Here is a 19,592-nt window from a genome sequence, read left to right as displayed (position 1 = left end):
GCCGTGCTCGGTGTGTCAGGGTGCGGTCAGCGGCGTGTAGGCCCCCGGCGCACGGTCGCGGTAGAACTGCCAGCGGTCGCGGACCTCGCGCAGCTTGGCCAGGTCGAGGTCGCGCACGACGAGTTCGGTCTCCTTGTCGCTGGCCACCTCCCCCACGAACTGCGCCTCGGGATCGACGAAGTACGAGGTCCCGTAGAAGTCGTTGTCGCCGTACTCCTCGACGCCCACCCGGTTGATGGCGCCGACGAAGTACTCGTTGGCGACGGCCGCGGCGGGCTGTTCCAGCTGCCACAGATAGCCGGACAGGCCGCGTGAGGTGGCCGACGGGTTGAAGACGATCTCGGCGCCCGCCAGGCCGAGCGCCCGCCAGCCCTCGGGGAAGTGCCGGTCGTAGCAGATGTAGACGCCCACCTTCCCCACGGCCGTGTCGAAGACGGGCCAGCCGCTGTTGCCGGGCCGGAAGTAGAACTTCTCCCAGAAGCCCTTCACCTGCGGGATGTGGGTCTTGCGGTACTTGCCGAGGTACGACCCGTCCGCGTCGATCACGGCGGCGGTGTTGTAGAGCACGCCGGGCTGCTCCTCCTCGTACATCGGCAGCACCAGCACGATCCCCAGCTCCCGCGCCAGCGCCTGGAAGCGCTGGACGACCGGGCCGTCCGGGATCTGTTCGGCGTACGCGTAGAAGGCCGGGTCCTGGACCTGGCAGAAGTAGGGCCCGTAGAACAGCTCCTGGAAGCACAGCACTTGGGCGCCCTGCGCGGCGGCGTCCCGGGCGGCCTGCTCGTGCACCCGGATCATCGACTCCTTGTCGCCGGTCCAGGCGGTCTGGAAGACGGCGGCACGGATCACTCTGCTCATCGGGACCTCCGGTTGGCTCGGTGTGCGGTGAGCCTAGGAAGTCCTGAAGTCGTCGTTGAGTTCCACCGTGTCACGTCTGCGGGCACGCCGCGTGCCACGCTGTCACGTCGCCCCTGCCGCATGTTTCACCGCCGTTTTCCCAGGTGGTCGCATGTTTCACCCCTGTTGCGCGTCATGCGCGAGGAGCGCGATGTGCACCGAGGCGGCCTGCTCGAAGTCGTCGAGGTCCACCCCGAGCCGGGTCTGTATCACTTCCAGCCGCCGGTACAGGGCGGGCCGCGAGACATGGTGGAGCTGCGCGGTACGGGACTTGTTGCGCCCGGTGGCGAGATAGGTCCGCAGCACGGACAGCAGGTCCTCGTCATCGGCGCTCAGCAGCCCGTCCAGCTCCCGCTCGGCGAAGGACTGCACCTGCGGATCGTCCCGCAGCAGCCGCACCAGGCCCCGCAGGTGTACGTCCCTCAGCCGCACCACCACGGGCAGTTCGAGCGCGGCCGAGGACCCCGCCACGGCGTCGGCGACATGCCGCGCCTCCCGCAGCCCCGCGGGCACGTCCTCCCAGACGGTGCGCGCCCCGGCCGCGGCGACCACGGTCCGCGCGGTGCCCGACTCCGACCGCAGCCGGGTGGCGAAGTGCGCGGCGAGCGCGTCGGCGTCCTGGTCGCGGGCGAGGCTCAGCAGCACGGCGGTGGCCCCGTCGGCCAGCTCGGCCACCAGCCCCGGCAGCCCCAGCAGCCTGAGCACCCGGTCCAGTTGCCCGACCCGCCCGTCCCGCACCACCAGCGGCACGAAGGCACGCCGGTTGACCGGCAGCCCGGCGGCACGCGCGCGTGGCAGCAGTTGCCGGGCCGGTACGACGCCGGAGACCAGGTCGGTGAGCAGGCTCTGCGCGGACTGCTCCTCCCAGGAGTGCGCGGCGCCACCCAGCATCCGGTGCAGCACCAGCGCCTCGGCGGCCCGGTCGGCGAGCAGCCGCCCGGTGGCGGTGTCCCCCCGGTATCCGCACAGCACGATCCGCCCCCACCGCTCCCCGCGCCCGCCCAGCTCGGCACGGATCCATCCGGCGCCCTCCCGGCCACCGGCCTGCCGGGCGATGCGCTCCCAGTCCCGCAGCACGTCGTCCACGGCGGACCGCTCCCCCGCGGTGGCGAGCACCCGGTGCGCGAGGTTGGTCACGACGACGGGACACCCACTGTGCTGCGCCACTTCATCGAGGAGCCGCTGCAAGGGAGCGCCCGCGGTGATGAGCCCCGTCAGCGCGGTCCGTACGGCCTCCGACAGACTGACCGCGGCGAACTTGCGGCGCACCAGCCGGGACTGCACCTCCTCGGTCAGCTCGGCGAACGGGAACGGCCGGTGCAGCACCACCATGGGCAGCCCGCACCGCTCGGCCGCCCGCCGCATCACCTCCGGCGGAGCCGGGAAGGCCCGCCCGAGCCCCAGCACGACGGCCGCCGCCTCCGCCCGGTGCAGGGACCGGATGTACTCGGCCTGCTTGCCCTCGTCCCCGGCGAGCAGCACCCCGGTGGTGAGCACCATCTCGCCGCCGCTGAGCATCACCCCGACGTCGGCGGCCTCGGCGACATGCACCCAGCGCACCGCCCGGTCGAGCTGGTCCGCCCCGGCCACCACCTCGGGCTCCCCGGCGAGCACCCGCTCCAGCCTGAGCACCTGCCGGACCGACAGGGCGGGTTCCGCTGTCCCCAGGGCGATGGTCATGGCGCGTGGCGTTCCCCTGCTCGGCTCACTGCTGCTCCTGGGCTACTCGGCTACTCGGCTACTCGGCTACTGAGCTACTCGGCTACTGGGCTTCTGGCTTTCTGGGCTACTGGATGCTCCGCAGAGCGTCTTCGAGGATCGCGGCGCCCTCCTCGGCCTCCGCGACGGTCAGCGACATCGGCGGCGCGATCCGCAGCGCGCTGGTGCTGTGCCCGCCGCCCTTGCCGATGAGGAGCCCGCCCGCGCGGGCCGCCTCCAGCACCGCCGCCGCGGCCTGCGGGTCGGCCTCGTCGGTGCCGGGCCGCACCACCTCGACGCCGATCATCAGCCCGCGCCCGCGCACTTCCCGTACGGCCGGGACCTGCGCGCCGACGGCCCGCAGCCGCTCGATGAGCAGCCCGCCGACCCGCCGGGCGTTGCCCTGCAGGTCGTGCTCCAGCAGATACGTCAGGTTGGCGAGCCCCGCGGCCATGGTGATCTGGGTGCCGCCGAACGTCGAGATGCTGTTGGCGTCCAGACAGTTCATGATCTCGGCCCGGGCGATCACACCGCCGACGGACATGCCGTTGCCGATGCCCTTGGCGAAGGTGACGATGTCCGGCGGCCCGCTGCGCCCGTGCGCCTGCCAGCCCCAGAAGTGCTCGCCGGTACGCCCCCAGCCGGTCTGCACCTCGTCGGCGATCCACAGGATGCCCCGCTCGTGCAGCACCTCGCGGAAGGCCGCGTACAGCCCGTCGGGCGGCGCGGTGAAGCCGCCGACGCCCTGCACGGGCTCGGCGATCAGAGCGGCGGGCGGCCGGGTGTGCCCCAGCAGGTCCCTCAGGTCCTCCACACAGGCGGCGATGAACTCCTCGTCGCCCAGCCCGGCGAAGGGCCCCCGCCCCCGCACGCCCCCGTGCACGTACAGCGTCTGGAGCGGCGAGAGCGAAGTGGGCGACCACCCACGGTTCCCGGTGATCCCGACCGTGCTGAAGGACCGCCCGTGGTAACTGTTCCTCATGGCGAGGACGGTGTTGCTGCGCCGGTAGGTGGTCGCCAGCAACAACGCGGTGTCGTTGGCCTCGGTGCCCGAGGTCGTGAAGAACACCCGGGCGTTGGGAATCCCGCTCAACTGCGCGATGCGCTCGGCCAGATCGACCATGGGCCGGTTCAGGTAGAGCGTCGACGAATGGATGATCCGCCCGGCCTGCTCACTCACCGCCTTGGTGACCTCGGGCAGGGCGTGCGCGGTCATGGTGGTCAGAATGCCGCCGAAGAAGTCGAGATACTTCCGCCCCTCGGCGTCCCAGACATACCGCCCCTCGCCATGGGTGATCTCGATCGGCTCGTCGTAGTAAAGAGCGAGCCATTCCGGCAGCACATCCCGATGGCGTCCCAGCAGGTCCTTGGTCACGGCCGCACCAGCCCTTCGTACGCGTCGGGACGGCGGTCCCGGTAGAACGCCCATTGCTGCCGGACTTCCTCGATCACCCCGAAATCGAGATCCCGGACGACCAGTTCCTCCTTGCTGTCACTGGCGACATCCCCCACGAACCGCCCCCGGGGATCCACGAAGTAACTGGTCCCGTAGAAGTCGTTGTCCCCGTACTCCTCCACCCCCACCCGGTTGATGGCGGCGACGAAGTACTCGTTGGCGACAGCGGCGGCGGGCTGCTCCAGCCGCCACAGATACGACGACAGCCCGCGATGCGTGGCCGACGGGTTGTAGACGAGCTGGGCCCCGTTCAGCCCGAGCTGCCGCCACCCCTCGGGAAAGTGCCGGTCGTAACAGATGTAGACCCCCACCTTCCCCACCGCCGTGTCGAAGACGGGCCACCCGACATTCCCCGGCCGGAAGTAGAACTTCTCCCAGAACCCCTTGACCTGCGGAATGTGATGCTTCCGGTACTTCCCGAGATAGGAGCCATCCGCGTCGATCACGGCGGCGGTGTTGTAGTAGAAGCCCGACTGCTCCACCTCGAACACCGGCACCACGATCACCATGCCGGTCTCCCGCGCCAGCTCCCGCATACGGCGTACGGTCGGCCCGTCGGGCACCGGCTCGGCCCAGCGATAGTGCTCGGAATCCTGCACCTGGCAGAAATAGGGCGAGTTGAAGACTTCCTGGAAACCGATGACTTTCGCGCCCTGCCGGGCCGCCTCGCGGGCGTGCTCCTCGTGTTTCGCCACCATGGACCCGGTGTCGCCGGTCCAGGTCGCCTGGACCAGAGCGGCGCGTACGACGTTGGCCATGAGCTGCTCCTTCGACGGGACGTCAGAGCCTCTACGCCCGTAGAGCAGGCCGTAGAGGGATGAACGTATGCCTAGGAAACGGCCTTGCCAAGACCATCGTCGTTAACCCACCGAGTCGGGCGTGTTTCACCCTCCCGTGGGCGGGCGACGGGGCCGGTCAGGCGGTCAGCCCGGCGACGCGCAGGGCGTGCAGCACATCCCAGTGCCGCTCCTCGGAGACCCGCTGGGCGGCCTGAAGCAGTAACGGCACCAGCGTCGGCGGATCGGCCCCGGCGCTGCGGGCCGCCTCCTCCGGCGTACGCATCCGCACACAGGCGTCGAGCAGCGCGTCGATCTCCCGCCGCCGCCCCTCGCCCAGCAGTGAGAGCACGGCGATCCCGATCTCCTCGGCGGGCCGCACGACGCCCTGCCGCAGGATCTGCCGCCCGTCCCCCAGCCGCCCGGCGGCGACGAGCGCGTCAGCCGCGGCGACGAGCCGGTCGGCGGGCATCGAGGCGGCCTCCCACAACAGGGTCGCCCAGTCCGCGCCCAGCCCGGCCCGCTCCAGTTCCACGGCCAGCGGCGGATACCAGTCGGGGGGCCAGTACGCGGCCTCCACCAACACCGCGTGGGCCTCCCCGCTGCGCCCGGCCGCCCGCAGCCGCACCAGCGCCTCCACCGTCCCGGCGATCTGCCGCCGCACGGCCCCGTCCACGGCCACGGCCCGCTCCCGCGGCACCGACGCGCTCTCCTCCTCGGCGGCACCGGCGAACCGAGCGCCGCGGGGCGTACCGCTCCCCCCAGCCGGAACAACCTCCTCCGGCACCACGACAGCGGCAGGGGCGACGTCGTCCTCCACCACCCCGGCGAACCGCGCACCGCCCCGTCGGCGCTTGCGCTGCTTGGGTACGGCGGGCTGGGGCTCCTCGGGGACGGTGACGGGCGCGGAGACGGGCGCGGAGACGGCAACGGCGGCAGGCCGCCCCCCGGCATCGCGCTCCAACCGTTCGATCCGCGCGCGGAGTTCGGCGCAGCGGGAGGTGGCCCGCTCATGGTCGTCGCGGGCCCAGGCCAGATCGAGCCGCAGGGCCCGATCCTGCTCGGGACTGCTCACCGAGGCGAGGGCCCGCCCCAGCCCGGCCAGCCGGTCGGCGGCGTACTTCTGCTCCCGGAGCATGACGTCGAGCCGGTCGCCGAGGGCGTCGCGCGCCCCGGGCCGGGCATCCCAGGCCTCCAGCGCGGCGGCGTGCAGCGCGCGGACGGGCTCCCGCTCAGCGGCGGCGGCCTGCGTCCCGTAGGCGGTGGCGAGGTCCTGCAACAGGGCCTCCACGACATCCCAGGGCGGCACTTCGCGCCCCTCCCGGCAGGCTCGCATGCCGTCCGGGTCGCGCTGCCAGAACACCGCGCACCACCCGGTCCCGGGATCCAGGCGCGTCAGCAACCCACTCAGATAGTCCGCGAACTCCCGTGCTTTTCCCGGGAGTTGATCCACTGCCATTGCCGAACCCCCGCAAGACCGGAGCACTCCGGTCCAGTAGACAACACCAGCCGTGTTACAGGGGGACTACGGGCAGTTTTCAGACGCCCGCGAGGGCACACCGTCCGGCCAGGTCGTCCATCGACAGCCCGAGGGCGCGGGCCAGCGCGGCCACGGTGAAGAAGGCCGGGGTCGGGGCCCGTCCGGTCTCGATCTTCCGCAGCGTCTCGGCGGAGATACCGGCGTCCGCCGCGATCTCGGCCATGCTGCGGCCGCCGCGGGCGTCGCGGAGCAACTGTCCGAGCCGTTCGCCGCGCTCGCGTTCTTCTGGGGTGAGAGGGGTGCGCACCATGCGGCCATTCTAATACCGGTATATTAATTGGCATGGTGGAACTCAAGACAGACGCATCGATCGACGCGATGCACGCGGCGGGGCACGTGGTCGGACAAGCCCTCACCGCCGTGCGGAAGGCCGCTGACGTCGGCGTTTCCCTGCTGGAGCTGGACGAGGTGGCACGCGAGGTCCTCCGCGCGGCGGGCGCGTCCTCGCCGTTCCTCGGCTACCGGCCCTCCTTCGCGCCGACGCCGTTCCCCGCGGTCATCTGCGCCTCGGTGAACGAGGCGATCGTGCACGGCATCCCCACGCCGTACCGGCTGCGCGACGGCGACCTCGTCTCCATCGACTGCGGCGCGGTCCTGGACGGCTGGGCGGGTGACTCGGCGATCAGCTTCACCGTCGGCCGACCGCGGGCCGCCGACCTCCGCCTGATCGACACCGCCGAACGGGCACTCGCCGCGGGCATCGAGGCGGCGGTCGTCGGCAACCGCGTCGGCGACATCGCCTCCGCCGTGGGCTCGGTGTGCCGGGCGGGCGGTTACGGCATCCCGGACGGGTTCGGCGGTCACGGCATCGGCCGCCATATGCACGAGGACCCGCCGGTCCCCAACGAGGGGCGCGCCGGGCGCGGTCTTCGCCTCCGGCACGGCATGGTCCTCGCGATCGAGCCGATGCTGACTGCCGGGGGTGGCGACGGTTACCACGCCCTGCCGGACGGTTGGACCCTGCGCACGGACGACGGGTCGCGGGCGGCGCACGTGGAGCACACGGTGGCCGTGACGGAGGGAGGGCCGCGGGTGCTGACGGCTCGCTGACCGCCCGGATGAGGGTGGGTGGGGCGCGCGGCCCGGCGCTGCGGGGGCCGCTGCGGGGCCGCTGCGGGGGCTGCTGCGCCCACCCTCCCCCCACCGAATCGCTGAACATGCCCCCCGCCCCCGTTCATGCGAAGGTGTTCTACGGACCGGCCCCACGCCCCAGGTGTCCCCCAGGTGTAACCGGACCACCCCCGGGCACCCGCGTCCGAACCGGCACGTCGATCAGCGAGCGCGTCCCGGTCGGCCACCGCAAGGCCACCGCCGGGACGCCGGAACGGAAGGCCATGACCAGCGGCTTCAACGGTCCGCAGGGCTACGGCCCGGACCCCTTCGGAGAATTCCTCGCACGCTTCTTCGGTGGACCCCGCCCCCGCCAGATCGACATAGGCCGACTGCTCAGCCAGCCGGCCCGCGAGCTGGTCCAGGGCGCCGCCCAGTACGCCGCCGAGCACGGCAGCCGGGACCTCGACACCGAGCACCTGCTGCGCGCGGCGCTCAGTACCGAGCCCACCCGCAGCCTCCTCAGCCGCGCGGGCGTCGCCGACCCGGACTCCCTCGCTTCGGAGATCGACGAGCGCTCCGGCCCGGTCCAGTACGCGGAGGGCGAGGCCCCGCCGCCCACCTCCCTCTCGCTCACCCCGGCCGTGAAGCGCGCCCTCCTCGACGCCCACGACATGGCCCGCTCCAGCGGCGCGGGGTACATCGGTCCCGAGCACGTCCTCAGCGCCCTCGCCTCCAACCCCGACTCCGCGGCGGGCCACATCCTCAACGCGGCCCGCTTCACCCCGGGCGGCCTGCCCCCCGACTCCCAGGACCCCGCCCTGCGCGGCCAGCAGGGTCCGGGCACGGGCCCCGCTCCCCGGGTCGGCCCGGAGCAGCCCCGCCGCTCCGACACCCCCACCCTGGACAAGTACGGGCGCGACCTCACCGACATGGCCCGCCAGGGCCGTATCGACCCGGTGATCGGCCGCGACGAGGAGATCGAGCAGACCATCGAGGTGCTGTCCCGGCGAGGCAAGAACAACCCCGTCCTCATCGGGGACGCGGGCGTCGGCAAGACGGCCATCGTCGAGGGCCTCGCCCAGCGCATCGCCGACAGCGACGTCCCGGACGTCCTCACCGGCCGTCGCGTCGTCGCCCTCGACCTCAGCGGCGTCGTCGCGGGCACCCGCTACCGCGGCGACTTCGAGGAGCGCCTCAACAACATCGTCGGCGAGATCCGCGCCAACACGGACCGCCTGATCGTCTTCATCGACGAACTGCACACCGTGGTCGGCGCGGGCGGCGGCGGCGAGGGCGGCTCGATGGACGCGGGCAACATCCTCAAGCCCGCCCTCTCCCGGGGCGAGCTGCACATCGTGGGCGCCACGACCCTGGAGGAGTACCGCCGGATCGAGAAGGACGCGGCCCTCGCCCGCCGCTTCCAGCCGATCCTCGTCCCGGAACCCACCACCGCGGACGCCATCGAGATCCTCCGCGGCCTGCGCGACCGCTACGAGGCCCACCACCAGGTCCGCTACACCGACGAGGCGCTCACGGCGGCCGTGGAGCTGTCCGACCGCTACCTGACCGACCGCCGCCTCCCGGACAAGGCGATCGACCTGATCGACCAGGCGGGCGCCCGCGTCCGCCTGCGCGCCAAGACCAAGGGCACCGACGTACGGGCCATGGAACGCGAGGCCGACCAGCTCACCCGGGACAAGGACCAGGCGGTCGCGGACGAGCAGTACGAGGAGGCCATGCGCCTGCGCGACCGCATCACCGAGATCAAGCGCCGCATCGCCGAGGCCAGCCACGACGGCGAGGCCGACGAGGGCCAGCACCTGGAGGTCACCGCGGAGGCGATCGCCGAGGTGGTGTCCCGGCAGACCGGCATCCCGGTGAGCCGCCTCACCGAGGAGGAGAAGGACCGCCTGCTCGGTCTCGAACAGCACCTGCACGAACGCGTCGTCGGGCAGGACGAGGCGGTCCGTGTCGTCTCCGACGCGATCATGCGGTCACGGGCGGGCCTCGCCGACCCCAACCGTCCGATCGGCAGCTTCCTCTTCCTCGGCCCGACCGGCGTCGGCAAGACCGAACTCGCCCGCGCCCTGGCCGAGGCCCTGTTCGGCAGCGAGGACCGCATGGTCCGCCTGGACATGAGCGAGTACCAGGAGCGCCACACGGTCAGCCGTCTCGTCGGCGCTCCCCCCGGCTACGTGGGCCACGAGGAGGCGGGCCAGCTGACCGAGGTCGTCCGCCGCCACCCGTACTCGCTGCTGCTCCTGGACGAGGTGGAGAAGGCGCACCCGGACGTCTTCAACATCCTCCTCCAGGTACTGGACGACGGCCGCCTCACCGACTCGCAGGGCCGCACGGTCGACTTCACCAACACGGTCATCGTGATGACCAGCAACCTCGGCTCGGAGGCGATCACCCGGCGCGGCACGGGCATCGGCTTCGGCTCGGGCGGCGCCGACGCGGACGAGGAGGCCCGCCGCGAGCAGATCCTGCGCCCGCTGCGGGACCACTTCCGCCCGGAGTTCCTCAACCGCATCGACGAGATCGTGGTCTTCCGCCAGCTCTCGCCGGACCAGTTGCACCGGATCACCCACCTCCTCCTGGAGGGCACCCGGCGCCTGCTGCACGCGCAGGACATCACCGTCGAGTTCACGGACGCGGCGGTCGACTGGCTGTCCAAGGAAGGCTTCCAGCCGGAGTACGGCGCCCGCCCGCTGCGCCGCACGATCCAGCGGGAGGTCGACAACCGGCTCTCCCGCCTCCTCCTGGACGGCCGCCTCAGGGAGGGCGACCAGGTGACGGTGGACGCGGAGAACGGAGCCCTCACGTTCCACACGCCCACCCCGGAAACGCCCCTCACCACACCGTCGCCCTAGGGAACGCCCCTCACCACACCGTCGCCCTAGGGACCAGACCGCACCACCATCGCGGACCCCCCGCCCCGCCGCACGGTCTCCGCGGCGGCCAGCCACTTGCCCCCGGGCAGCCGCTGGACCGCCGTAGCCGCCCCGATCTCCGCACTGACCCGGAAGGCATGCCCGATCCCCTCCAACTCGCCCCGCACCGGCGCGCCGTACAGCCCGGGCTCCACATCGGTCAGAGCGGCGTTCCGCTGACTGACCCGAGGCGCGGCGATCGCGTCCACCAGCGGCAGCCCACGGTCGACGAACCCGGTCAGGGTCTGGAGCACGGTCGTGATGATGGTCGCACCGCCGGGCGACCCCAGCGCGACCACCGGCCGCCGGTCCCCGTCGAGCACGATCGTCGGCGCCATCGACGACCTGGGCCGCTTCCCGGGACCGGGCAGGTTGGGGTCGTGGACGGCGGGGTTGGCCGGGGCGAAGGAGAAGTCCGTCAGCTCGTTGTTGAGGAGGAACCCACGGCCGGGCACGGTGATGCCGCTGCCGCCGGTCTGCTCGATGGTGAGGGTGTAGGACACGACGTTGCCCCACTTGTCAGCCACCGTCAGATGCGTGGTGCTGTCGCCCTCGTACGTGGTGGGCGCCGCGGCACCCCCGACCCCGCAGGCCACCGGGTCCCGCGGATCACCGGGCGCGACGGGGCTGCTCAGCACCGCGTCGTCCTTGATCAGACAGGCCCGCGAGTCGGCGAACTCCTGGGACAGCAGCCCTTGTGTGGGTACGTCCTCGAAGGCCGGGTCCCCGACCCAGCGCCCCCGGTCGGCGAACGCGATACGGCTGGCCTCGATGAACCGGTGCAGGTACGCGGCCTCGCTCGCCCGGGACAGATCCGTCCCCTCCAGGATGTTGAGTGCCTCCCCGACGGTCGTACCGCCGGACGACGAGGGCGCCATGGAGTAGACGCCGAGCCCTCGGTAGAAGGTCTTGGACGGCGCCTGGAACCTGGCCCGGTACGAGGCGAGGTCCCGCGTCGACAGATCGCCGCCGCGGGCCCGCCACCCCGAAGCGGCGTCCACCGGCGGCTGGTTGACGGTCCGGACGACCTCCCGCCCCACGTCCCCGCGGTAGAACTGCCCGACGCCCGACGGCCGCCCCAACTCCCGGTAGGTGCGGGCCAGGTCGGGGTTGCGGAACACCGAACCCACCACCGGAAGCTCGCCCTGCGGCAGGAACAGCTCGGCCGTGTCGGGGAAGTACCGGAACCGCGTCTCGTTCGCGGCGGTCTGGGACCGGAAGGTCTCGTCGACGACGAAGCCGTCCCGCGCGAGCCGCTCGGCGGGCTTCAGCAGCGTCCCCAGCTTCCGGCTGCCCCACTTGTCGAGCGCGCTCTGCCAAGTGGCGGGCGTCCCCGGCACTCCGACCGACAGTCCGCTGCTCACGGCCTCGGCGAAGGGGATCGGCCGCCCGTCCTCCAGGAAGAGGTCGGATCCTGCCGACAGTGGTGCCGTCTCCCGACCGTCGACTGTATGCACCATACGGGATTTGGCATCGTAGTAGACGAAGTACCCGCCCCCGCCGATCCCCGCCGAGTAGGGCTCCGTGACCCCCAGCGCCGCGGCGGTGGCGACCGCCGCGTCCACGGCGTTGCCGCCGTTCCGCAAGACCTCGATCCCCGCGGCCGAGGCGTCGGCGTCGACGCTGGCGACCGCACCGCCGTACCCGACGGCGACCGGGGTCTTCTCACCCCCGCTCCCCGGCGGAGCCGCGGCCCCCACCGAGGCCACCACAGCGGCCGACACCACGAGAACCGTCAGTTTCCGCATGACAGGGCGACGCATCCGCACCTCCAGGCAGGGCATGTCCGCGCAGCGTAGTCCGAGCGGCATGCCCGCGTCAGGACCGCCACCCCCTCCCCCGCCCCCCGCGTCGAACAACGGTTTGTGTTCACCCGCTACCATCCCCGCCCATGAATGACGACGTGCGCAACATCGTCCTGGGCGTGGTCGCGGCGGGCATCAGTGCCGCGCTCGGCTGGATCGCCCGTACCTATCTGTGGAAGCGCAAGCTCCGCCGCAAACAGGCCTTCTTCGGGCTGCCGGAGAACTCCGAGTCGCTGCTCGTCGTCAACCGCGACCCGGCCACCGCGGAACCGGCGGTGCACCGCTTCGACGTGTTCGCCCTGCTGGAGTTGTCCGCGCTCATCAAGGACTGCGGCGCCCACTTCCAGGTGGTCACCCAGGACGCCAACCCCCAAGGCTTCGGTGAACGCACCGAGTTCTGCGTCGGCGGACCCGGTTCCAACCGCCGTATGGTCGCCCATATGGCCGCGATGCTGCCGGGCATACGCGTCAACGTCGATCCCGAACCCGGCCCGGACCGGGGCGCCTTCCAGATCGGCACCGAGCGCTACCGCATGGAGCCGGGGATCACCGAGTACGTCCTGCTGGCGCGGCTGACGGCCGGTGACCGCCGGGAGACGCGCCCGGTGTTCCTGTTCTGCGGTCAGCGCGCGATCACCAACCAGGCCGCCACCCGCTATCTCGCCCGCCACCACGAACGACTGGCCCGCAAGCACGGCGGCAACTCCTTCGTGCTGCTGCTGAAGGTCGTCAACTCGCAGGCGTACGGCCCGGATGTAGTGGAGTTGGTCGCCGACGTGACCCGCACCGCCCAGACCGCGCTGCCGGTGTCGGCGCCCAAGAACTCCCACCGCGCCTCGTGAGCACCCCTTGAGGCCGACCGAGCCCGTCCGGCGCGCGGCTGACCTTCTCCTCGGCGGGGGCCGACAGATGTCGGTTCCACCGCCCGAGCAGTGATCGGCGGCCGCGCCCGGCCGGGCTCACGGGGATGAACGCCACATCGTAGTCGAGGCCTGGAGCACCCCTCCTCCCGGCATGACCCCGCGCATCGGCGGTCTCAGGCTACGAGAACGCCGTCTCAATGCTGGAGGATCTTGGACAGGAAGTCCCGGGCCCGGTCGCTGCTCGGGCTGGTGAAGAAGTCGTCGGGGCTGCGGTCCTCGACGACCCGGCCGTCCGACATGAACACCACGCGGTTGGCGGCGGAACGGGCGAAGCCCATCTCATGGGTGACGACGACCATGGTCATGCCCTCCCGGGCGAGTTGCCGCATGACCTCGAGGACCTCGTTGATCATCTCCGGGTCGAGCGCCGATGTCGGCTCGTCGAAGAGCATGACCTTGGGGTCCATGGCGAGTGCGCGGGCGATGGCCACGCGCTGCTGCTGGCCGCCGGAGAGCTGCGCGGGGTACTTGTCGGCCTGGTCGGCGAGGCCGATCCGGTCGAGGAGCTGGCGGGAGCGTTTGTCGGCGTCCTCCTTCTTGCGTTTGCGGACCTTGACCTGGCCGAGCGAGATGTTCTGGAGGACCGTCTTGTGGGCGAAGAGGTTGAAGGACTGGAAGACCATGCCGACGTCGGCACGGAGCGCCGCGAGGGCCTTGCCCTCGTCCGGCAGCGGCTGTCCGTCCAGCAGGATCGTGCCGGAGTGGATGGGCTCCAGACGGTTGATCGCCCGGCACAGCGTGGACTTCCCCGACCCCGAGGGGCCGATGACCACGACCACCTCTCCCTTGCCCACGGTGAGGTCGATGTCCTGGAGGACATGCAGGTCACCGAAGTACTTGTTGACGTCACGCAGTTCGATCAACGGATCGACGACCATGCTCAGCCCACTCACTCTCAGCTGTGTGTCTCGCGTGCTTCTCGCGTGTGTGTCGCGGTCGCCGCAAACTAACCAGACCGGACGGGGGTGGAGACGCGACACGCACTTTCCGGGCATAAGCCGTATTTAGCACCATTTTTCGGTATTTACCGATATAACCTTCCTTGTGGGGTCACGCCTCCGCGATCTCCGCGTACAGCTGCGACAGCTCGGGCACCCCATGGGCCGCCCACTCGTGTCCGACCGTCACCACATCGAACTCACGCCCGGAGGCCAGCCGGACGACCGGCCCGTCCGTCGACCAGATCTCCCAGACGGCACCGGGCACCGTGCGCACGATCACCGTCCCCAGATAGAGACCCGCGTCGTTGCCGAGCCAGGGCAGGGTCTCCTCGTCGTCGCGCCAGCGCGGCAGCAACTGGTCGAGCGCCTCCAGCGAGGCCACCGAGTCATCGAGCCGGACACCCGCCCGGGACGCCTGCGACCGCAGCAGCTCGCACTCGGACAGCAGATCGGCGATCCCCTCGGGATCGGGCACGTCACCGCCCGCCGTCAGGAGGGCGGCGGCCCGCTTCTTCCGCCGACCGCCCAGGAAAGGGATGTTCATACGGACAGCCTGTCATTCGCACCCGCGTACGCACCACAGGCGCGCGGACCGCAGCGTGCGGGGGGTTTCCCGGGGTGTTCACGCATGGCTCGTTGACCTGCGCCGATCACCTCCCTAGCTTCGCGATGACTCGTCCCCGGCCAGCGGGTCACTCGTCCCCCCGCCATCACTTCCCCCCACCCCTTCCCCCTCACCCTTCCCCTTCATCAGTTCCCACCGCACTCACAGGACCCGGGAGTATCGGTTGCCGCACCAGCGTCTCGGAACCCCCGAAGGCCCCCGGGGTCGCACGGGCCTCACGCTCGCTCTCGTGATCGTCCTCGCGCTGCTCACGGCCCTGATGCCGGTCGGCGCCGCACGGGCCGCCGACGCACTGCGCGCGTTGCCGCTTGAGTACCTCTACGACAACACCGCCGTCAGCGACGACAGCAGCCCCGGGCAGGCCGACTTCGACGGCCGCGGCGCCTCCCTCTCCGCCCAGGACCTCACCGCCGCGGGCTGGACCCCCGGCGGCGCGCTCACCGTCCAGGGCGCCCGTCTGACCTGGCCGAACAAGGGCGCGGGCAGCCCGGACAACGTGCGTGCGGCCGGACAGAGCGTCTGGGTGAGCGGCGCCGGAGACGCGCTCGCCTTCCTGGTCGCGGGCACCGGCGGCACCGACGTCAGCGGCTCCGGCACGGTCTCGTACGCGGACGGCACCCTCTCCTCGTACCGGCTGACCGCCCCCGACTGGCGCGCCGGGCCGCTCGCCACCAAGGCGGTCGCGCTGCCGCACGTCAACACGCCCGGCGGGCAGCTCACCGAGAAGGCCCGGCTGTACGTGGTGACGGTGCCGGTCGAGCCGGGCCGTCATGTCGTCTCGGTGCGGCTGCCGTACGCGCCCGAGCTGCATGTGTTCTCGGTGGCGGTGCGCGCCGCCGCGGCGGGCTGGACGGGCACCTGGGCGACGGCGACCTCCGGGCACCAGGAGGTGGGGCCGTGGACCGACCGGACGCTGCGTCTGGTGGTGCACACCTCGGTGGGCGGACCGCGGGTGCGGCTGCGGTTCGACAACACCTTCGCGGCGGCGCCGGTGCGGATCGGCAGCGCGACGGTGGCGGTGCAGGACAGCGGCGCGACGGCGCGCGGGGTGCCGGTGCCGGTGACCTTCGGGCGCTCCCCTACGGCCTCGGTCCCGGCGGGCGCGCAGGTGTACAGCGACCCGCTCGCCTTCCAGGTGCCCGCGGACGCCAATCTGCTGGTCAGCTTCCATCTGCCCGGCACGGTGACGGCGGCACCCGCGCACCGGCTCGCGGTGCAGCGGTCGTACGTCAGTGAGCCCGGCAACCACACGGCGGACGGCCCGGCGACGGCGTACACCTCGACGATCACGCACTGGCCGCTGCTCACCGGGGTGGACGTGGGCGGCGGGCCGGGGTCGGTGGTGATGCTGGGAGACTCGATCACCGACGGTGACCGGTCCACCGTGGGCGCCAACCGGCGCTGGCCCGACGTGCTGGCCACCCGGCTGCTCGCGCAGAGCACGGTCCCGCACTACGGCGTCCTCAACCAGGGCATCTCGTCGAACCGGGTGCTCGCGGACCGCTATCCCGGCGACGGCGTGTCCTCGGACACGGGCGGGGTGAGCGCGCTGCACCGGCTCGACCGGGATGTGCTGGCGCAGACGTCGGTGCGTACGGCGGTGGTGTTCCAGGGCATCAACGACCTGCTGTCGGGCGCCTCGGCCGACGAGGTCGCCGCGGGGCTGAAGGAGATCGCGCAGCGGGCGCGGGCGCGGGGACTGCGGGTGCCCGCGGCGACCCTGCTGCCGTGCGGCGGCGTGGCCGGGTGCACGGCCGCGGTGGAGGCCGAGCGGGCCGAGGTCAACGAGTGGATCCGGGACGCCTCGGTCTTCGACGGGGTGCTCGACTTCGACGCGGTGCTGCGGGACCCGGCGCAGCCGACCCGGATGCGCCCGGAGTACGACAGCGGGGACCATCTGCATCCGGGCGACGCGGGGCTCGCGGAGCTGGCCGAGTCGGTGGACCTGACGCTCCTGTGAGCGACGCGGCTACACCTCCAGGTCCACCACCACCGGCGCGTGGTCCGAGGCGCCCTTGCCCTTGCGCTCCTCCCGGTCGACGTAGGCGTCCTTGACGGCCTCGCTGAACGGCTTGTTGCCGTAGACCAGGTCGATGCGCATGCCGCGGTTCTTGGGGAAGCAGAGCTGGCGGTAGTCCCAGTACGTGAACGGGTGCTCGTACTTCAGGGGGCGCGGGACGACGTCGGTGAGGCCGGTCTCGCGCAGGGAGGTGAGGGCGGCGCGCTCGGCGGGGGTGACATGGGTGCTGCCCTCGAAGGCGGCGCGGTCGTAGACGTCGTCGTCGGTCGGCGCGACGTTGTAGTCCCCCATGACCGCGAAGGGGCGGCTGCCGCCCGCGTCGCCCGCGACGGCGGCCTTCAGGGCCTCGAACCACTGGAGCTTGTAGGCGTAGTGCGGGTGCTCCACCTCGCGGCCGTTGGGCACGTACACCGACCAGACGCGGATCGGGCCGCAGGTGGCGGAGATGGCGCGCGGCTCGGTCACGCCGTCGAAGCCGGGGTCGCCGGGCAGGCCCTTGACGACGTCGGCGAGGCCGACGCGGGAGAGCACCGCGACGCCGTTCCACCGGCCGGTGGCGTGGACCGCCGACTCGTAGCCCAGCTCGCGCAGCTGCTCGGACGGGAACTGGTCCTCGGCGACCTTGGCCTCCTGGAGGCAGAGCACGTCGGTGCCGCTGCTCTCCAGCCAGGCCAGGAGCCTCGGCAGGCGGGCGGTGATCGAGTTCACGTTCCAGGTCGCGATGCGCATGCCTCACAACCTACCCGGCGGGTCTGACAACGCCGCCTCCGCCGGGTGCGCTCAGACGTCCGTGGAGTCGCCCGGGGCCAGCCGTCGGTGGTCGGCGCCGCCGAGGGCGCCGATCTGGCGGTCGTAGACCGGGCGGGCGAGGTCGGTGAGCAGGGCGTCGTGGATGTCGTAGGCGCGCCGCGGCTTGACCTCGCGGACGTAGTCGATGACCTCGGAGATCTTGTTCCAGGGGGCCATCACCGGCAGCATCAGCGTCTCCACCGGCTGGTCGGGGACGGTCAGCGCGTCGCCGGGGTGGAAGACCTTGCCCCCGTCGACGAGATAGCCGACGTTGGTGACGCGCGGGATGTCCGGGTGGATGACCGCGTGCAGTTCGCCGTGCACCTGCACCTCGAAGCCCGCCGCGGTGAACGTGTCGCCGTGGCCGACGGTGTGCACCCGGCCGGGGAACGCCGCCGAGATCTGCTCGGCCACGGACTTCAGCGTCCAGATCTCGGCGGCCGGGTTGGCCTCCAGGGCGGCCCGCAGCCGGGACTCGTCGAAGTGGTCGGGGTGCTCATGGGTGACGAGGACGGCGTCGGCGCCGGTCGCGGCGTCCTGTTCGGTGAACATCCCCGGGTCGAGGACGAGCGTCCGGCCGTCCTTCTCCAGCCGGACGCAGGCGTGCGACATCTTGATGAGCTTCATGGCTCCATCCTGCCCCGGGAACCTGTGCGGTCGCGCGCCTCACTCCTGGGGCGTGGTCTCCTCCCGGACGACCTGCTGCGCGACCTTGAAGGCGCTGTTCGCCGCCGGTACGCCGCAGTAGACGGCCGCCTGGAGCAGCACCTCCTTGATCTCGGCCGGGGTGAGGCCGTTGCGCAGGGCGGCACGCGTGTGGGCGGCGAGTTCCTCCAGATGACCGCCCGCGACCAGGGCGGTGAGGGTGATGCAGCTGCGGGTGCGCCGGTCCAGGCCGGGCCGGTCCCAGATCTCGCCCCAGGTGTACCGGGTGGTGAACTCCTGGAAGTCCGCGGAGAACTCGTCGGCCTGCGCCAGCACCCGGTCCATGTGCCCGTCGCCGAGCACCTCGCGGCGCACCTTGATCCCGGCGTCGTAGGGGTCGGGCCGCCCGGTGGGCTGCGGCGGGACCTCGGCGGCCGGGGCTATCTCGGCGATGGGGCCGGTCTGCGGGGGCTGCACGGCCTGCGGCGTCTGCGGGTGGTGCTGGTTCTGCTGGGGCGGCACGAGCACCGGCTGGCCGGGGGCCGCCGGGATGGCCATCTGGCCGGTGGTCGAGTCGTACGCGGGCTGCCAGGCCGTCGAGAAGTGGTGGACCAGCAGATCCGTGACGGCGGCGGGCTGTTCGACGGGGACCAGGTGGGAGGCGCCCGGTACGACGGCGAGACGGGCGTCCGGGATCCCCGCGACCAGCGTGCGCGCCTCGGCGGGACCGGTGACCTGGTCCTCCGACCCGACCAGCACCAGCGTCGGGACGCCGATCCCGGCCAGTTCGGCCCGTACGTCGAAGGCGGCCAGCGCCTCGCAGGCGGCGATGTAGCAGCCGGGGTCGGTGGTGCGCACCATCTGCACCGCCCACTCGGTGATCGCGGGCTGCGCGGCGGCGAACCCGGCCGTGAACCAGCGGTCCGGGGAGGAGCGGGCGATGGGGTCGAGGCCGTTGGTCCGCACGATCACACCGCGCTGCCGGAACTCGTCGGCCGATCCGAACCGCGGCGAGGCGGCGATCAGCACGAGCGAGGCGAGTCGCTCCGGGTACCGCAGCGCCAGCTCGATGCCGACCGCGCCGCCGAGCGCACAGCCCGCGTAGGCGAAGCGCTGCACACCGAGCGCGTCCAGGGTGGCGAGCAACCGGGCGGTGAGGTCGCCGACCGCGCCCGCCGGGTACGCCGGTGCGCCGCCGTGTCCCGGCAGATCGAACCGGAAGACCCGCCACTGCTCGGCCAGCTCCGGCACCTGCCGGTCCCACATGTGCCACGTCGTGCCCAGTGAGGGACCCAGGATCAGCACCGGGGCGTCTTCTGGCCCGTCGAAGCGGTATTGCAGGGTGTTCGGGGGTGTCTCACTCACGGCTCCGACCCTCTCACGTCTCGCAGACGCCCTTGTAACGCGGGGGTACGGGGAAGCGGTCTGACCAGGTTGAAGATCTCGCGGGCGGCGTATCGCTCGAGGCAACGGGTGATCTCACGCCGGGTC

The 19,592-nt window shown here is 71.9% G+C and carries 16 protein-coding genes; 4 read left to right on the top strand and 12 right to left on the bottom strand.

Annotation, left to right across the window (positions count from 1 at the left end; translation table 11 throughout):
• Positions 1–15: 15 nt before the first annotated feature.
• The 6 genes from ACFVQG_RS04975 to ACFVQG_RS04950 form a co-directional block, all read right to left on the bottom strand.
• Complete coding sequence (locus ACFVQG_RS04975; protein ID WP_383376929.1) at positions 16–858, bottom strand: nitrilase-related carbon-nitrogen hydrolase; 843 nt, start codon at positions 856–858, stop codon at positions 16–18.
• A gap of 156 nt (positions 859–1,014) precedes the next feature.
• The gene (locus tag ACFVQG_RS04970; protein WP_383376927.1) at positions 1,015–2,577 is read right to left on the bottom strand and encodes a PucR family transcriptional regulator; all 1,563 of its coding nucleotides are present in this window, start codon (positions 2,575–2,577) and stop codon (positions 1,015–1,017) included.
• Between the two features lie 106 nt (positions 2,578–2,683).
• Positions 2,684–3,970, bottom strand: coding sequence for an aspartate aminotransferase family protein (locus ACFVQG_RS04965; protein WP_383376925.1), 1,287 nt, complete (start codon positions 3,968–3,970; stop codon positions 2,684–2,686).
• Positions 3,967–4,809, bottom strand: a complete 843-nt coding sequence (locus ACFVQG_RS04960) for a nitrilase-related carbon-nitrogen hydrolase (RefSeq protein ID WP_383376923.1) — start codon at positions 4,807–4,809, stop codon at positions 3,967–3,969. The genes ACFVQG_RS04965 and ACFVQG_RS04960 overlap by 4 nt, the downstream gene beginning before the upstream one ends.
• A gap of 157 nt (positions 4,810–4,966) precedes the next feature.
• The gene (locus tag ACFVQG_RS04955; protein WP_383376921.1) at positions 4,967–6,286 is read right to left on the bottom strand and encodes a hypothetical protein; all 1,320 of its coding nucleotides are present in this window, start codon (positions 6,284–6,286) and stop codon (positions 4,967–4,969) included.
• Positions 6,287–6,365: 79 nt separating this feature from the next.
• Positions 6,366–6,617 (bottom strand): helix-turn-helix domain-containing protein, encoded by a 252-nt coding sequence (locus tag ACFVQG_RS04950; RefSeq protein WP_383376919.1) that lies wholly within the window; start codon positions 6,615–6,617, stop codon positions 6,366–6,368.
• A 32-nt stretch (positions 6,618–6,649) separates the two neighbouring features.
• On the opposite strand from ACFVQG_RS04950, the gene map reads away from it, so the two are divergent.
• Both map and ACFVQG_RS04940 read left to right on the top strand, forming a co-directional pair.
• On the top strand, positions 6,650–7,417 hold the full coding sequence (gene map / locus ACFVQG_RS04945; RefSeq protein ID WP_383376917.1) for a type I methionyl aminopeptidase: 768 nt from the start codon (positions 6,650–6,652) through the stop codon (positions 7,415–7,417).
• A gap of 284 nt (positions 7,418–7,701) precedes the next feature.
• Complete coding sequence (locus ACFVQG_RS04940) at positions 7,702–10,293, top strand: ATP-dependent Clp protease ATP-binding subunit (protein ID WP_383376915.1); 2,592 nt, start codon at positions 7,702–7,704, stop codon at positions 10,291–10,293.
• 26 nt (positions 10,294–10,319) lie between these two features.
• On the opposite strand, the gene ggt is transcribed toward ACFVQG_RS04940, so the two are convergent.
• Positions 10,320–12,116, bottom strand: coding sequence for a gamma-glutamyltransferase (ggt, locus tag ACFVQG_RS04935; RefSeq protein ID WP_383376913.1), 1,797 nt, complete (start codon positions 12,114–12,116; stop codon positions 10,320–10,322).
• Positions 12,117–12,244: 128 nt separating this feature from the next.
• On the opposite strand from ggt, the gene ACFVQG_RS04930 reads away from it, so the two are divergent.
• Entirely contained in the window at positions 12,245–13,000 is a 756-nt protein-coding gene (locus ACFVQG_RS04930; protein ID WP_383376910.1) for a hypothetical protein, read from the top strand.
• A 215-nt stretch (positions 13,001–13,215) separates the two neighbouring features.
• On the opposite strand, the gene ACFVQG_RS04925 is transcribed toward ACFVQG_RS04930, so the two are convergent.
• Together ACFVQG_RS04925 and ACFVQG_RS04920 are read right to left on the bottom strand one after the other, a co-directional pair.
• Positions 13,216–13,959, bottom strand: coding sequence for an amino acid ABC transporter ATP-binding protein (locus tag ACFVQG_RS04925; RefSeq protein ID WP_383377930.1), 744 nt, complete (start codon positions 13,957–13,959; stop codon positions 13,216–13,218).
• A 172-nt stretch (positions 13,960–14,131) separates the two neighbouring features.
• Positions 14,132–14,566 carry a DUF6278 family protein gene (locus tag ACFVQG_RS04920; protein WP_383376907.1) on the bottom strand — a complete coding sequence of 145 codons (435 nt, stop codon included), beginning with the start codon at positions 14,564–14,566 and terminating at the stop codon, positions 14,132–14,134.
• Between the two features lie 340 nt (positions 14,567–14,906).
• Here ACFVQG_RS04920 and ACFVQG_RS04915 point away from each other — a divergent pair, with 340 nt between their 5' ends.
• On the top strand, positions 14,907–16,607 hold the full coding sequence (locus tag ACFVQG_RS04915) for an SGNH/GDSL hydrolase family protein (protein WP_383377928.1): 1,701 nt from the start codon (positions 14,907–14,909) through the stop codon (positions 16,605–16,607).
• A 9-nt stretch (positions 16,608–16,616) separates the two neighbouring features.
• Here ACFVQG_RS04915 and ACFVQG_RS04910 read toward each other — a convergent pair whose 3' ends face one another.
• The 3 genes from ACFVQG_RS04910 to ACFVQG_RS04900 are packed head-to-tail and all read right to left on the bottom strand — an operon-like array spanning position 16,617 to position 19,466.
• Positions 16,617–17,396, bottom strand: a complete 780-nt coding sequence (locus ACFVQG_RS04910) for an exodeoxyribonuclease III (protein WP_383376905.1) — start codon at positions 17,394–17,396, stop codon at positions 16,617–16,619.
• Positions 17,397–17,447: 51 nt separating this feature from the next.
• The gene (locus ACFVQG_RS04905) at positions 17,448–18,083 is read right to left on the bottom strand and encodes an MBL fold metallo-hydrolase (protein ID WP_383376903.1); all 636 of its coding nucleotides are present in this window, start codon (positions 18,081–18,083) and stop codon (positions 17,448–17,450) included.
• 39 nt (positions 18,084–18,122) lie between these two features.
• Positions 18,123–19,466 (bottom strand): alpha/beta fold hydrolase, encoded by a 1,344-nt coding sequence (locus tag ACFVQG_RS04900; RefSeq protein WP_383376901.1) that lies wholly within the window; start codon positions 19,464–19,466, stop codon positions 18,123–18,125.
• Positions 19,467–19,592 lie beyond the last annotated feature (126 nt).

This window comes from Streptomyces sp. NPDC057877 (genome assembly GCF_042796855.1).
In the GTDB taxonomy this organism is placed as follows: Bacteria; Actinomycetota; Actinomycetes; order Streptomycetales; family Streptomycetaceae; genus Streptomyces.
This window is presented reverse-complemented; position numbering and strand designations above follow the sequence as displayed.